Source organism: Christiangramia qingdaonensis, from assembly GCF_048381525.1.
GTDB lineage: Bacteria > Bacteroidota > Bacteroidia > Flavobacteriales > Flavobacteriaceae > Christiangramia.
On sequence record NZ_JBLWIM010000001.1, the window covers coordinates 18957 to 33290 of the forward strand.

Below are 14334 nucleotides of genomic sequence, written 5' to 3' on the forward strand. Positions count from 1 at the left end.
CAGATAGTTAGGGATACCATCTGTGTCCGTATCAACCTCTCCATTATCATCCAATATGGAATCTTCGTTGATAGCACGTTCTCTTTCAGTAAGTACGTTATCACCATCATCATCCACGTCCAGGTAATCTGGAATTTCATCACCGTCTGTATCCTGATGATTAATTCCATCTGGATCCCAACCTTCCTGTAAATTAGAGAGACCATCGTCATCTGGATCTGCATCTCCGGTTTCGTCTGTAAATCTGGTAGCGATGGTCACAGTTCCATCAGAACCACTCTCATACTCTGTTGTTGGCACCGGTTCACTTGGAGGAACTACCTGGCAGAAATAGTTACCGCCATCAATCTGTCCATTATATATACGGTAAATAACCTTGTTTGATGTATTTAGAGAGAAGGTAATGTTTTCAGAAGTGTTGGTAATAAACTTTCCAGAATCATCGGTAGTAATATTGCTATTGGTGAATTCCAGAGAGATGGATTCGTTTACATCATCATTATTGGTAGCGTAGATCACAAACTTATTCGGGCCTTCACAAAATTGAAGTGTACTGTCCTCAAAATCAAAGTCGGTTACAATGATATCTCCATCATCACAGGAAGTAAGCAGGCCTAGCAGCGCAATCGCGATCAAAAAACGTTTCATTCTATTGCTTTTTAAACAAAAATACAGGAATCAAAGATATGAGGAAGAGATGTAGGAAGTTATTTTATTTCCATTAATTTTGCGGCCATGAAAAATGTCTATTTTGATTCTGCAGCTACCACCCAGATTCGGGATGAAGTGGTCGATAAAATGACCAGCGTTTTAAAAGAAAACTATGGAAATCCATCTTCCACGCATAGCTTCGGAAGATCTTCCAAAACCCTGATCGAGCAGGCCAGAAAATCTGTTGCTAAGATCCTTAATGTAAAAGCATCTGAGATCGTATTTACTTCCGGAGGGACTGAAGCAGATAATCTTGCTTTAAATTCTGCCGTAAGGGATCTGGGTGTTCGAAGGATCATTACTTCCAAAATCGAACATCATGCGGTACTTTATACTGTTAATCAACTACAGGACTGTTTTGATATCGAGGTAGAATATGTTTCCCTGGATTCCAAAGGTCATGTGGATCTCAAAGATCTTGAAGAACGATTAAAATCTTCAGATTCCAAGACATTGGTAAGCCTGATGCACGTGAATAATGAGATTGGTAATATGCTGGATCTCAAAAAAACCGCCCAACTGGTAAAGTCCTATAATGCTCTTTTTCATTCAGATACCGTACAGTCTGTGGGTCATTTTGAGCTTGATTTCGAAGAAATTCCTGTGGACTTCACCGCGGTAAGTGCTCATAAATTTCATGGACCAAAAGGTGTTGGCTTTGCGTATGTGCGTCGCAACTCTGGTTTAAAACCGTTAATTTTTGGTGGGGAGCAGGAGCGAGGTCACCGTGCAGGAACTGAAGGTGTACACAATATTGTGGGTCTGGAAGAGGCTTTAAAACTTGCCTATCAGGATCTGGACAAAGAACAGGCTTATGTAAAAGGTTTAAAACAACACTTTATAGATAAGCTGAAGCAGGAAATTCCTGGTGTAAGTTTTAATGGTGCCTGTGAAGATCATACTCAAAGTACATATACTTTATTGAATGTTTGTCTGCCTGTAACCCAAGAGAAGGCTTTAATGTTATTATTTCAGCTGGATCTAAAAGGGATTGCCTGTTCTAAAGGGAGTGCCTGCCAGAGCGGTAGTGACACGGGTAGTCACGTGCTAAACGCATTTTGTTCGGAAGAGGATTTGAAAAAACCTTCCCTGCGATTTTCATTTTCCCGATACAATACTAAAGAAGAAATCGACTATGTAGTAGCGACTTTAAAAGATTTTATAGAAAGCTAAACTATAGTCCAACTATAAAAAAGCCCGGATCATAGATTCGGGCTTTTTCTTTTTTATATAACTATTATTTTCTGAAGAACTTCGCGGTGTAAGTAGTTGTATTGCCAACATTATCATTCACGATGATCTTTAGATCATTCTCAGTTTCGGTCACTACATCATCTGAAAAGTAATGCGTGAGTGTATTGTTCTTGTATTCGTATTCCATCAAAATGAACTTCCCATTCACTGTTGCTCTGAAATCCTGAATTCCTGAAAGATCATCTGATATTTTAACTTTCAGGGTTTCATTACCAGAAATCCATTGACCATCGTAGAAATTAACCGGTCTAACGCTCGGGGCATTCGTATCCTGTGCTAGTCGATAATTACCAAATGTTCTGGTGCCTGTGGTAAAACGATTTCCTTTCTTATACGTCGTCGAATAGTTCAACCTGCCATTATCTGAAACACGTGCAATAAAGGTTTTCGCTTTATCTTCTTCGGAAAGATCACTTACATCAAAACCTATAGTGAAGTTTTTATGTAAAGGTATTTCATCGCGATGTACCGTTACAACATCATCACTGAAGTTGATATCAAGATAGGTGTCATTATATAAACTACCACCGGGAATATATACATCCATTTTTCCTCCTTTGGCAGATAGTCCATTGTCGCTGGAAGCCAGGTATTCCGTTTCCAATTTTTCTCTTTTAACGATCTTATCACTAATCTGTCCTTTAATTGGAATGCGAATAAGCTTTTCATTGCCTTTAAGATCTGTTACTCTTATAGTGTATTGATAATCGAGGCTATCCTTAATATTAAGCAATCCCTCGTTCTGCATATTTCCGTAGATACTTAAAGGATTACTTGGAGTTTTATAAAGGCGTTGTATTCTACTTCTATTGGACATGTAATATTCATAATCGATCAACTGATTAAGATGCCTGGTTTCAGCGAAAGAAAACTTTTCGAACTTTATTTCGAAAACTTCTTCTCCATTCAGAATTGATTCTATTTTAAAAACACCATTCTGATTGTAAGCGCCATCTTGCTGATCTACAGTGGTGATACCAAAGCCTATTTCACCACAAGCTTCAACTTCTGGAACTGCAAATGTTCCGTCATTTTGAGGGATCAGTTTCAATTTCTGTCGGTTTTGAGAGTTATTTACATGGGCATCTTCACCAATAGGATAGGCAAATATTCCCTGAATGATAGGCGGTTTTGAGTCGGCAACATCCAGACCAAATAATTGAGCATTCATGGGGCGCTGGCTTCCATCCCTTATTTCGAAATGTAGATGCGGGCCACCGCTACCACCTGTATTGCCACTATAGGCGATCAATTCTCCTTTTTCAACTTTAAGTTCACCAGGTTCTGGGAAAAGTTCTATTTCGTAAGATTCCTTAGCATATTGCTGTTTCCGCAGATAATCCTTCAGCTTTGGAGATAACTTCTGAAGATGTCCGTATACTGTAGTGTAACCATTTGGATGCTGGATGTAAAGAGCCTTTCCGTAGCCATAATGCTGAATATTGATTCGGCTAATATAACCTTCCGCAGCAGCATTTACCTCAAGACCTTCACGCTGCTGGGTTTTAATATCTAGTCCGCTATGGAAATGATTGGACCTTAATTCACCAAAGGTTCCAGCGAGAACGATGGGTACATTAAGCGGATTTTCAAAATAATCCTGAGGTAATTCTTGTTGGGAGTGAACCTGAATACAGATAAAGGATAACAGGAATAATAAGGCTTTCTTCATAGATCTGGGGACTTTTTCATTTTCAAAGCAGCTGTAAAGTTAATTAAAGTTCTATCAATATTAAATGGCTTGCCTACAGAGAATTACTAACATTGTTCATTATTATTTTAAATCACCTGAAAAAGTATTGGGATATTTCAAAGCGTATGTTAACTTTGTAAGGGTTCACATCGGTTTTAGCGATTATGAGTGATATGACAGAAATAGTTGATAACCTGGAGAATAAGATCAGTAAGCTCCTTCATAGATATGAATCTGCGAGGCAGTCCAATAAATCTTTACAAGAGGAATTGATTTCTGTAAGATCTGAATATGAGAAGCTGGAGGAGGATTTACAACTTTCCAGAGATCAAATTCAAACTCTAAAAGCAGCGAACGCGATGCTTGGCAGTACCGAACATAAGACAGAAACGAAGCTCAAAATAAATAGCCTGATTCGGGAAATCGATCAGTGCATCGTTCAGTTATCTGAATAATTTAGGATGGAAGATAAACTGAAAATTAAAATATCGATCGCAGACCGCGTGTATCCGTTAACCATTCAGCCCAGCCAGGAGGAAGGTTTGCGAAAGGCAGCGAAAAAGATCGAAGCGATGATCAAACAGTTTGAGCAAAATTATGCTGTGCGCGATAAGCAGGATGTATTAGCCATGTGTGCTTTACAATTTGCGGCTCAAACAGAGCAGAAGAATATAGATAAGTCGAGTGAGATGATTGAAGCAGAAGATAAGTTAAAGGAACTTAACGATCTGTTACAGGAACATTTAAGCTCATAAGTTCATAAAATATAATAAAGGTTACTGCCTGTATTAGTGCTTTTTTGATAAACTCAACACGAATTCTTTAAAGAGGGTAAGTCTATGTTGTAAAAGCGTGCCGTGTCCCTTTACCGGGAGAGCGGATTCTTGATCAGCTTGTTAGCCCTAAACTTGATTTTAAGGAGTTTAATCCAAAACACAGCTAATACAGGCTTTTTTTTTTACATCTAATTCAATATAAATGGAAATACTTATAATAATTGTTGCAGCAGTGGTAGGCCTTGCGTTGGGTTTTGCGATTGCAAAGATGCTTGAGAAGAAACAGGCTTCTAATACTATTATCAGCGCAAAAAAAGAGGCAAATTCTATTATAAAAGAAGCCAAAGCAGAAGGGGAGAGCATTAAAAAAGATAAAATTCTTCAGGCAAAAGAAAAGTTTATTGAATTAAAGTCTGAGCATGAGAAAGTGATCTTATCCAGGGATAAGAAAATTGGTGATGCAGAAAAGAGAATAAAGGATAAGGAGTCTCATGTCTCTAATGAGCTTAGCAAAAACAAAAAACTAAACAAAGATCTTGAAGGTAAACTTGCAGATTATAATCATCGTGTAGATTATTTAGATAAGCGCCAGGAAGAGATCGATAAACTTCATAACAGTAAAGTGCAGCAACTGGAGGTTATCTCCGGACTTTCTGCGGAAGATGCCAAGGCACAACTTATAGAATCACTGAAGGATGCTGCTAAGGCAGACGCTATGTCTTTGATCCAGGATACGGTTGAAGAAGCAAAGCTAACTGCACAGCAGGAAGCGAAGAAGATCATCATTAACACCATTCAGCGAATTGGAACTGAAGAAGCTATTGATAATTGCGTTTCAGTATTCAACCTGGAAAGTGATGATGTAAAAGGCCGGATTATTGGTCGTGAAGGTCGAAATATTAGAGCTTTGGAAGCTGCTACGGGAGTTGAAATCATCGTTGATGATACTCCAGAAGCAATCATTTTAAGTTGTTTTGATTCTGTTCGTAGAGAAGTTGCGAGATTATCACTTCACAAATTAGTGACCGATGGTAGAATTCACCCGGCACGTATTGAAGAAGTAGTTAAGAAAACACGTAAACAGATCGAAGAAGAGATCATTGATATAGGTAAAAGAACTGTCATCGATCTTGGTATTCATGGTTTACAGCCAGAATTGATTAAAATGGTAGGAAGAATGAAATATCGTTCTTCTTATGGGCAGAACCTGCTACAACACTCTAGAGAAGTCGCCAAACTTTGTGGAGTCATGGCTTCAGAACTTGGTTTAAATCCAAAATTAGCTAAGAGAGCAGGATTATTGCATGATATTGGTAAAGTTCCAGAAACGGAAACTGAAGTTCCTCACGCGATCCTTGGAATGCAATGGGCAGAGAAGCATGGCGAAAAGCCGGAAGTGTGTAATGCTATTGGAGCTCACCATGACGAGATCGAAATGAATTCACTATTATCACCGATCGTTCAGGTTTGTGATGCTATTAGTGGTGCCAGACCGGGAGCAAGAAGACAGGTGCTTGATTCTTATATTCAGCGTTTAAAAGATCTTGAGGAAATAGCCTTTGGTTTTGGCGGAGTTAAGAAAGCTTACGCTATACAGGCTGGACGTGAACTTCGAGTTATCGTTGAAAGCGAGAAAGTTTCTGATGATAAAGCTGCGAACTTATCTTTCGAGATCTCCCAGAAGATCCAGACAGATATGACCTATCCAGGACAGGTGAAGATCACCGTGATCAGAGAAACTAGAGCAGTCAATGTTGCAAAATAAAAAATGGAAGTATTTATAAAAAAAGGCCGTTCGTAAGAACGGCCTTTTTTTTATTTGAGTTCTGTATTCTTAATCATTATAGATGTTCTCATATGAGTTTCCTTCCATCTCAAAGAATTTCCCGGTAACATATCTAAAGTGATCATCAAGATCTGCGATCTCTTTAAGATCATCTTCGTCCAGTTGGAAACCGGCACTTTGTAGATTTTCCTTTATCCTACCTTCATTAGTGGACTTTGGAATAACAGCAGTACCTCTTTGCTCACTCCATTTGATTAGGATCTGTCCAGCAGAAGCTCCATGTTTTTTGGCAATTTTATTTATCACAGGATTTTCAAGCAGAGAAGGTTCGTCATCAGCTTTCATTTCGTCGCTACGATCACCACTACCCAGCGGAGAATAACCAGTGACATTAATCCCATTTCTACTGCAGAATTCCAGCAGTTTATCCTGTTGCAAATAAGGATGAAGTTCAACCTGATTCATTTCAGGTGCATGGTCGGTATCGTTCATAAGCTCCTCTAGTTTTTCAATACTAAAATTGGAAACTCCAATATGCTTTACCAGGCCTTGCTCTTTCGCTTTGATCATTTCTTTCCAGGTCTCTATGAGTGGTACTTCCTCCAGAGATAAGAAATCTTCCGCTTTTTCAGGAAATGATACATCAGGTTTAAAAGCTACCGGCCAGTGAATAAGATACAGATCAAGATACTCCAGCTGTAAATCTTTAAGGGTCTGTTTCAAAGCTGGAATGACATCTTCCTTTTTATGGGCGTTGTTCCACAATTTAGAAGTAACCCAAACATCTTCACGTTTTATATCACCTTTGCCAAAAACTTCTGCGAATGCCTCGCCAACTTCAGCTTCGTTGCCATAAGTGGCAGCACAATCAATGTGTTTATATCCATTGTTCAGGGCAATCTTCACGGCGTTCGCTACTTCACCTTTTTCAGATTTCCATGTTCCAAGACCTATGGCATCCATATGGTCTCCATTCTTAAATTTTAAAGTCTTCATAATTCAATTTTTTATGAAGTTAAGGATTTATAGAGGGAGCGAAAAGTCCTGAAATTGGTTTAGCAGAACTTTAATATCTAGCGGCGCGGATGGAAGCTTTCCATGACTTCCCTCAAATGCGACCTGTCTACATGTACATAGACTTCAGTAGTTGTGATGCTCTCATGTCCTAACATTTGCTGAATGGCTCTTAGATCTGCTCCATTTTCCAGTAAATGGGTAGCAAAGGAATGACGAAAAGTATGCGGACTCACTTTTTTCTTAATACCGGCTTCTTCGGTGAGTTTTCTTATAATGGTGAAGATCATAGCTCGTGTTAGTTGCCTCCCTCTACGATTCAGGAAAAGCGTATCGCTGTATTCGTCTTTAATTGCCTGATGTGGACGAACTTCATCTTTATAAATAGTGATGTATTTTATGGTGTATTCTGAAATAGGAACAAAACGCTGTTTATTGCCTTTACCGGTTATTTTAATGAAGCCTTCATCGAAAAAAAGATCAGACAATTTGAGTTCGGTAAGTTCGGAAACACGTAATCCACAGCCGTATAAGGTTTCAATAATGGCTCGATTTCTTTCGCCTTCAGCTTTACCAAGATCTATCGCCCGTATAATTCTGTCAACTTCTTCCGTAGATATAATATCGGGAAGTTTTCGTCCTGTCTTTGGAGATTCAATAAGTTCCATAGGATTTTGTACCCGGTAATTTTCAAAAACCAGGTAATCAAAAAAGCTTCGCAAACCGGAAATTAATCTTGATTGAGAACGGGCATTTATGCTTGAAGAAACATCATAAATAAACTTTTGTATGAGTTCTTCTGAAACTTGATCGGGACCTACTTCAATTTCATTAACATTAAGGAACTTCTGAAGTTTTCGTACGTCCAATTGGTAGTTTAAAATGGAATTATCTGATAATCCACGTTCAAGCTTAAGGTAGTTGGTATAATCCTTTAAGGCATGCTCCCATTTCATGTGTTAAAGATAGCAATTACGGGGTATCAGTCTTAATAATACTTTAAGCTTGCGTAACTTTTTGTTAACAGGTTGTATCCTACTTTTGGCGGAAATAAAAATTAATCATGATGAAAAAAACAGTTTTATTAGTAGCCGTTGCGTTGATGGGATTTGTATCTAATTCGTTCGCACAGGAAAGTTGGAGTTTTGGTGTTAAGGGTGGTGTAAACTTCTCTACCGTAACTGGAGATTACTTCAATGATCCAAGTCATAGAACAGCATTTAATGTTGGTGTTCTTGCTGAAATTCCTGTTGCAAACAGACTATCTATTCAGCCAGAGGTATTATACTCTGCTCAGGGATACGATTTTGCATCGATCGATGAAGACAACATTTTCGATATTGACGACAACATTGAATATCAATTAGATTATATCCAGGTACCGGTACTTGCAAAAGTATATGTAACTGATGGATTGAGTGTTCAGGCAGGTCCTTCTTTTAACTTCAATGTGAACGAAGAAATCGATTACTCTCCGACTGAGAACGGTGGGGATATCGATCTTGAAGATCAGGTAAAAGATTTTGAAATTGGTGGTGCTGCAGGTTTGGAGTACAAACTTAACAACGGATTCTTTATCCAGGGTAGATATACTTACGGTTTTACCGAAGTATTTGATGGATCTGATGCTCATAATTCAGTTTGGCAGGCAGGTATTGGATACCAGTTCTAGTCTATTGACAAATCAGTATGAAAAAGCGGACGTTGTCCGCTTTTTTTATGTCAAAAAATTTGAAGGAAAATTTCTACAAGTATATAATATTATTAGTTTTGGCGATCTAACTACAAATTCAATCAAATAATGTTAAAAACAATTATGTGTGCGATGGCATTCACCATGCTGTCATTATGTTCCTTTGCGCAGGAATCAACTTTTGGTCTTACCGCAGGGTATTTAAATGCCGAGTTCAAAGTAAGTGAAGAGACTGTAAGTTTCTCTGATGACGGATCTGGTTTTTATGTTGGAGTTCTAGCCGACTTCGAACTTAACGAAGCATGGCATCTTGTTCCCGGAGTAAATTATGGTAGAGTGGAAGAGACCAATCTTTTATTTATTCCCGTAATGGCGCAATACCATATCGCGAACTCCGGAGTCTTCCTTCAGGCCGGGCCGCAAGCGACATTGAACCTTGAAGATGATCCAGGAGAATATACCAACACAATAGGTGTGGATGCAGCATTTGGCGTAGGTTATGAGATCAATGAGAATTTTTTCGTTGAAGCTAAATATGCGCTTGAACTCACAAACCGATTCGCAGATAGGGTAAGGGAGATGGATGATGACTTTAAACTGAATTTAAATACGTTCACCGTTGGAGTAGGCTATAAGTTTTAGATTTTTCTTTCCTAAAGCCTTGAAACCGAAGAGATTCTCTTCGGTTTTTTTATTTATAAACGTTAGTTGGTAATATTTCAGAAAAAGCTCCGTTTTCCTTGTTATACTTACTAACCTCATTAAATAATAAACCTATGTTTAAAAAAATCATGTTGATTGCAGGATTCGTAATCCTTTCCTTTTCATCTTCCGCCCAGGAAACTTCATTTGGAGTTACAGCTGGTTATCTAAACTCAATATCGACTCTTAACGATACTGAAATTGATTATACAGATAGCTCCTCTGGCTTTTATGTTGGAGCGCTATTAGATATTACTTTAAATGAATCTTTCAGCCTGGTTCCGGCAGTTCAGTATGCCCGTGTTTCTGAAGTTAACCTTTTGTATGTTCCTTTAACATTACAATACGATATTGGCAATTCCGGAATATATGTACAGGGTGGACCTCAGGCTACCGTATTATTACAGGAATCCAGTAGAATATATAATAATTTCGGACTTGACCTTGGAGTTGGTCTAGGGTACGACATCAATGATAATTTTTTCGTTGAAGCAAAATATTATCACGAAGTAACCAACAGGCATGGCGAAGATCCTTATGATCTTTACGATGATCTGGATCAGGGTCTCAATTCATTAATGATTGGAGTTGGTTTTAAATTCTAAAATTTTTCTATTAGTAAAGTATTGAAACCGAAGAGAATCTCTTCGGTTTTTTTAATTATAAACGTTAGCTAATAATAATTCATAGTAAGCTTCGTTTTCCCTGCTATACCTTACATCTAACCTATTTAAATTATTATCTAATGTTTAAAAAAATCATTTTGATTGCAGGTTTTGCAATCCTTTCTTTGTCATCTTTTGCTCAAGAAACTTCTTTTGGAGTTACAGCTGGTTATTTAAATTCAATCTATTCCGTAAAAGATGAAGTTTATAACTATAATCTCAGTGAATCCGGATACTATGTTGGTGCCTTTCTGGATATTAGCCTCAATGAATCATTAAGTCTTGTGCCCGGTGTAAATTATTCAAATTCTCATGATTCTAATATGCTGTATGTACCACTTATGTTGAAATACAAAATTGCTAATTCCGGTTTCTATCTTCAGGGTGGGCCACAGGCATCTATAATTTTTGAAGAAGAACGCGTTAGACATAATCAGGATTTTGGTATTGATCTGGGTTTCGGACTTGGATATAATATTAACGAACATTTTTTCGTGGAAGCTAAATACTATCACGAGGTCACGAATAGATTTAAAGATCATGAATTTCATATGTCCAATGACCTCAAAGAAGGAATAAATTCATTGATGATAGGAGTCGGCTACAAATTCTAATACATTGAAAAATTTAAATTTTAAAGCGAAGATTAAATCTTCGCTTTTTTTTAGAATAAATCTGAATCAATTTCGTTATTATTGGTATTACGCTTACGACTACTAAAACCTATCTAATTATGCTGAAATCTTTCAATATCTTATTGATCCTTGCTATATGTTCTTCCAGTCTTGTGGCTCAGGAAAGGGAAGAATCTCCATTAACACCTGAAGAAAATCGTGCTAAAATCAATTTTGAAGGTCAGCAGGGACAGGTAAAATATTATAATGATAGCAACCTGGAAGCTGATACTTTCTATCTTGGTAAAATTTTGCCGGGCTTGAAATTACAGCCTCATCAGGTAAGGTATGAGAACCCGACCAGTAAGACCGATATTATGGGATATAATTTAAAATATCAATTAGGGAATTCAGACTTTTCAATAATGGCGGGTGGTCAGGAGATCATCTATTCAAGTATTGACGGTAAAAGAGACTATGATTTTACTACAGTTCTTGGTGCAGATTATGAAGTAAATAAAACCACCTCTTTAGAAGCCAATTACTTTTTTGGTTTTCAGAATTTAAATTCGGGGAAAGCCGTTTCTCCAGTTCAGTATATACCTTTGCAACCTTTAAATTTCAAATTCAAAACAACATTTTAGAACAGCTTAGCCTATTCTTACTTTTTCTTCAGAATTGATTATTTTCACCTTATGAAATTATTGATATTAAACGGGCCTAATCTTAATCTGTTAGGAACCAGGGAACCTGATACTTACGGCAGCAAAAGTTTTGAAGACTACTTTTCAGAACTTCAGTTCAAATTTAGAAACATTGAGCTTTCTTACGATCAAACCAATATTGAAGGGGAGCTTATAGATATGATCCAGAAGGGACAGGAAGATTTTGATGGCATCATCCTTAATGCAGCTGCTTATACACATACTTCAGTAGGAATTGGTGATGCAGTCGCAGCAATCAATATTCCGGTGGTAGAGGTCCATATTTCTAATACTTTTTCCCGTGAGGATTTCAGGCACAAATCCTACATTTCACCTAATTCGAAAGGTATTATTGTTGGCTTTGGTCTGCAAGGCTATGACCTGGCCATTCAAAGTTTTCTAAAGGTCAATGAATAAAGCCTATATCAACTGGAGCAGTGGAAAAGATGCTGCGATGGCTTTTTACTACGCCCGGAAGAACAGGGAGCTGGAAGTTGGAAAGCTGGTAACAAGTCTGAGTGTAGATGTTGAGAGAGTTACCATGCACGGAGTGCGCAGAGAATTGCTGCTTCAACAGGCTCATTGCATCGGTATGGATTTACAAATTATAGATCTTCCTGCCAATGCGGGAATGGAAACCTATAATCAATTAATGTCTGAAGCTACAGAACAATTAAAGTCAGAAGATTATTCTCATGCGATTTTTGGTGATATATTCCTTGAGGATCTACGAACCTATCGTGAAGAGCAATTACAAAAAGTTAATATTCAGGCGGTCTTTCCTTTATGGAAACTCAATACAAAAGAATTGCTCCAGCAGTTTATCGATCTCAATTTTAAAGCGATCGTGGTTTGTACCAACTCCAAAGTGCTCGATGAATCTTTCTGCGGAAGACTTATTGATAAAGAGTTTGTAAATGACTTACCCGAAAATGTTGATCCCTGTGGAGAAAACGGAGAATTTCACACTTTTGTTTACGACGGACCAATTTTCGAAAAACATGTTGAGTTTGAAGTAGGAGAGAAGGTAAAGCGATCCTATTCTTCTGCGGAAGATGAAAATAATTGTCATAGCGATACTGAAAAACCCTGGGATACTGAATTTTGCTTTTGTGATCTTCTTCCGAAGTAAAATTTTGAAATAGTATCTATTTCGCTGAGCTAAAATAAAATTTAGTAGAAGATAGAAATATGATCATCGTGATTCTTTGTTTAGTCTAGCATATATCACATTAAAATAAAAAACCCGCCTTCATTTGAAGGCGGGTTTTAATATATAATAGGTTTACTTCTTACAAGTGAATCACTTCATCGTAAGCAGCAGCTACAGCTTCCATTACCGCTTCACTCATCGTTGGATGAGGGTGAACTGCTTTTAATACTTCATGACCTGTAGTTTCAAGTTTTCTACCTAAAACAGCTTCCGCGATCATATCGGTTACACCTGCACCAATCATATGACAACCTAACCATTCACCATATTTAGCATCAAAGATTACCTTTACGAAACCATCTTTTTTACCAGACGCGCTCGCTTTTCCTGAAGCTGAAAATGGGAATTTTCCAATTTTCAATTCATAACCAGCTTCTTTTGCTTGCTTTTCAGTCATTCCAACTGAAGCAATTTCCGGAGTAGCATAAGTACATCCAGGAATATTTCCGTAGTCAAGTGGTTCTACATCCATTCCTTTGATCTTTTCAACACAAAGAATTCCTTCCGCAGAAGCAACATGCGCCAGAGCTGGTCCGGCTACTACATCTCCAATTGCGTAAATTCCTGAAACATTTGTTTGATAAAAATCATTCACGAGAATCTTATCCTTGTCTGTCTTGATCCCAAGATCTTCAAGGCCAATATTTTCGATATTTGTTTTAATCCCAACTGCAGAAAGTACTATGTCTGCTTCCAGAGTTTCTTCTCCTTTTTTGGTCTTTATTTTAGCTTTTACTTTATCGCCAGACTTCTCAACGCTTTCTACTGAAGAATTCGTCATTACTTTGATGCCGGCTTTCTTGATGCTTCTTTCAAATTGCTTGGAAACTTCTTCATCCTCTAAAGGAACAACGTTAGGAAGATATTCCACTACGGTTACTTCTGTTCCCATAGAATTATAGAAGTGCGCGAACTCCACACCAATCGCTCCAGAGCCAACGACGATCATTTTCTTTGGCTGCTTTTTAAGAGTCATTGCTTCACGGTAACCAATCACTGTTTTACCATCTTGCTTAAGATTTGGCAATTCTCTTGATCTTGCTCCAGTTGCAATGATAATATTATCTGCCTGGTATTCAGTTTTCTTGTCCTTACTGTCGGTAACCTCTACTTTTTTACCAGATTTAAGTTTACCAAAACCTTCAAGAACATCAATTTTGTTCTTCTTCATTAGGAACTGAACACCTTTGCTCATTCCATTGGCAACATCTCTGCTTCGTTTTACTACCGCATCAAAATCCTTATCTGGATTTTCAAGTTTTAAACCATAGTCTTCAGCATGTTTCAGGTATTCAAAAACTTCAGCACTTTTTAATAATGCTTTGGTTGGAATACATCCCCAGTTAAGACAAACTCCACCAAGACTTTCCTTCTCAACAATAGCGGTTTTAAAACCAAGTTGAGAAGCACGAATGGCAGTTACATATCCACCTGGGCCACTACCTAGAACTATAATATCATATTTAGTCATATTCAGAATATTTTGATTCGGTTAACGAAGTTGCGAAT

General features: G+C 37.8%; 15 protein-coding genes, 1 other RNA gene and 1 pseudogene. 12 read left to right on the forward strand and 5 right to left on the reverse strand.

Features of this window, described 5'->3' with window-relative positions:
- Positions 1 to 648 (reverse strand): annotated as a pseudogene (locus ACNI3T_RS00125) (hypothetical protein); the annotation flags it as partial.
- An 87-nt stretch (positions 649 to 735) separates the two neighbouring features.
- On the opposite strand from ACNI3T_RS00125, the gene ACNI3T_RS00130 reads away from it, so the two are divergent.
- On the forward strand, positions 736 to 1884 hold the full coding sequence (locus ACNI3T_RS00130; RefSeq protein WP_418226076.1) for a cysteine desulfurase family protein: 1149 nt from the start codon (positions 736 to 738) through the stop codon (positions 1882 to 1884).
- A 64-nt stretch (positions 1885 to 1948) separates the two neighbouring features.
- Here the strand turns inward: ACNI3T_RS00130 and ACNI3T_RS00135 are convergent, their stop codons facing one another.
- On the reverse strand, positions 1949 to 3637 hold the full coding sequence (locus ACNI3T_RS00135) for a M23 family metallopeptidase (protein WP_418226077.1): 1689 nt from the start codon (positions 3635 to 3637) through the stop codon (positions 1949 to 1951).
- A 185-nt stretch (positions 3638 to 3822) separates the two neighbouring features.
- On the opposite strand from ACNI3T_RS00135, the gene ACNI3T_RS00140 reads away from it, so the two are divergent.
- The 4 genes from ACNI3T_RS00140 (at position 3823) to rny (ending at position 6199) form a co-directional block, all read left to right on the forward strand.
- A complete protein-coding gene (locus ACNI3T_RS00140) occupies positions 3823 to 4113 on the forward strand; it encodes a hypothetical protein (protein ID WP_418226078.1) in 291 nt (96 codons plus the stop codon).
- Between the two features lie 6 nt (positions 4114 to 4119).
- Positions 4120 to 4413: a cell division protein ZapA gene (locus tag ACNI3T_RS00145; RefSeq protein WP_141877545.1), complete on the forward strand. Its 294-nt coding sequence runs from the start codon at positions 4120 to 4122 to the stop codon at positions 4411 to 4413.
- A 51-nt stretch (positions 4414 to 4464) separates the two neighbouring features.
- Positions 4465 to 4583: non-coding RNA, 6S RNA (gene ssrS / locus ACNI3T_RS00150), on the forward strand.
- 53 nt (positions 4584 to 4636) lie between these two features.
- Positions 4637 to 6199 carry a ribonuclease Y gene (gene rny / locus ACNI3T_RS00155; protein ID WP_322302639.1) on the forward strand — a complete coding sequence of 521 codons (1563 nt, stop codon included), beginning with the start codon at positions 4637 to 4639 and terminating at the stop codon, positions 6197 to 6199.
- Positions 6200 to 6268: 69 nt separating this feature from the next.
- Here the strand turns inward: rny and ACNI3T_RS00160 are convergent, their stop codons facing one another.
- Positions 6269 to 7216, reverse strand: a complete 948-nt coding sequence (locus ACNI3T_RS00160) for an aldo/keto reductase (protein ID WP_322302640.1) — start codon at positions 7214 to 7216, stop codon at positions 6269 to 6271.
- 77 nt (positions 7217 to 7293) lie between these two features.
- On the reverse strand, positions 7294 to 8190 hold the full coding sequence (gene xerD / locus ACNI3T_RS00165; RefSeq protein WP_418226079.1) for a site-specific tyrosine recombinase XerD: 897 nt from the start codon (positions 8188 to 8190) through the stop codon (positions 7294 to 7296).
- Positions 8191 to 8300: 110 nt separating this feature from the next.
- Between xerD and ACNI3T_RS00170 the strand changes: the two genes are divergently transcribed.
- The 7 genes from ACNI3T_RS00170 (at position 8301) to ACNI3T_RS00200 (ending at position 12744) form a co-directional block, all read left to right on the forward strand.
- Positions 8301 to 8906, forward strand: coding sequence for a porin family protein (locus ACNI3T_RS00170; protein ID WP_418226112.1), 606 nt, complete (start codon positions 8301 to 8303; stop codon positions 8904 to 8906).
- Positions 8907 to 9035: 129 nt separating this feature from the next.
- Positions 9036 to 9569 (forward strand): outer membrane beta-barrel protein, encoded by a 534-nt coding sequence (locus ACNI3T_RS00175; RefSeq protein WP_418226080.1) that lies wholly within the window; start codon positions 9036 to 9038, stop codon positions 9567 to 9569.
- Positions 9570 to 9703: 134 nt separating this feature from the next.
- Entirely contained in the window at positions 9704 to 10234 is a 531-nt protein-coding gene (locus ACNI3T_RS00180) for an outer membrane beta-barrel protein (RefSeq protein WP_418226081.1), read from the forward strand.
- 140 nt (positions 10235 to 10374) lie between these two features.
- Positions 10375 to 10908: a porin family protein gene (locus tag ACNI3T_RS00185; protein ID WP_418226082.1), complete on the forward strand. Its 534-nt coding sequence runs from the start codon at positions 10375 to 10377 to the stop codon at positions 10906 to 10908.
- Between the two features lie 119 nt (positions 10909 to 11027).
- Positions 11028 to 11552, forward strand: a complete 525-nt coding sequence (locus ACNI3T_RS00190; RefSeq protein WP_418226083.1) for a hypothetical protein — start codon at positions 11028 to 11030, stop codon at positions 11550 to 11552.
- Between the two features lie 51 nt (positions 11553 to 11603).
- On the forward strand, positions 11604 to 12029 hold the full coding sequence (aroQ, locus tag ACNI3T_RS00195) for a type II 3-dehydroquinate dehydratase (protein WP_418226084.1): 426 nt from the start codon (positions 11604 to 11606) through the stop codon (positions 12027 to 12029).
- Complete coding sequence (locus tag ACNI3T_RS00200) at positions 12022 to 12744, forward strand: Dph6-related ATP pyrophosphatase (protein WP_418226085.1); 723 nt, start codon at positions 12022 to 12024, stop codon at positions 12742 to 12744. Before aroQ ends, ACNI3T_RS00200 begins: the two co-directional genes overlap by 8 nt.
- Positions 12745 to 12904: 160 nt before the next feature.
- On the opposite strand, the gene lpdA is transcribed toward ACNI3T_RS00200, so the two are convergent.
- Positions 12905 to 14296 (reverse strand): dihydrolipoyl dehydrogenase, encoded by a 1392-nt coding sequence (lpdA, locus tag ACNI3T_RS00205; RefSeq protein ID WP_418226086.1) that lies wholly within the window; start codon positions 14294 to 14296, stop codon positions 12905 to 12907.
- Positions 14297 to 14334: the final 38 nt, after the last annotated feature.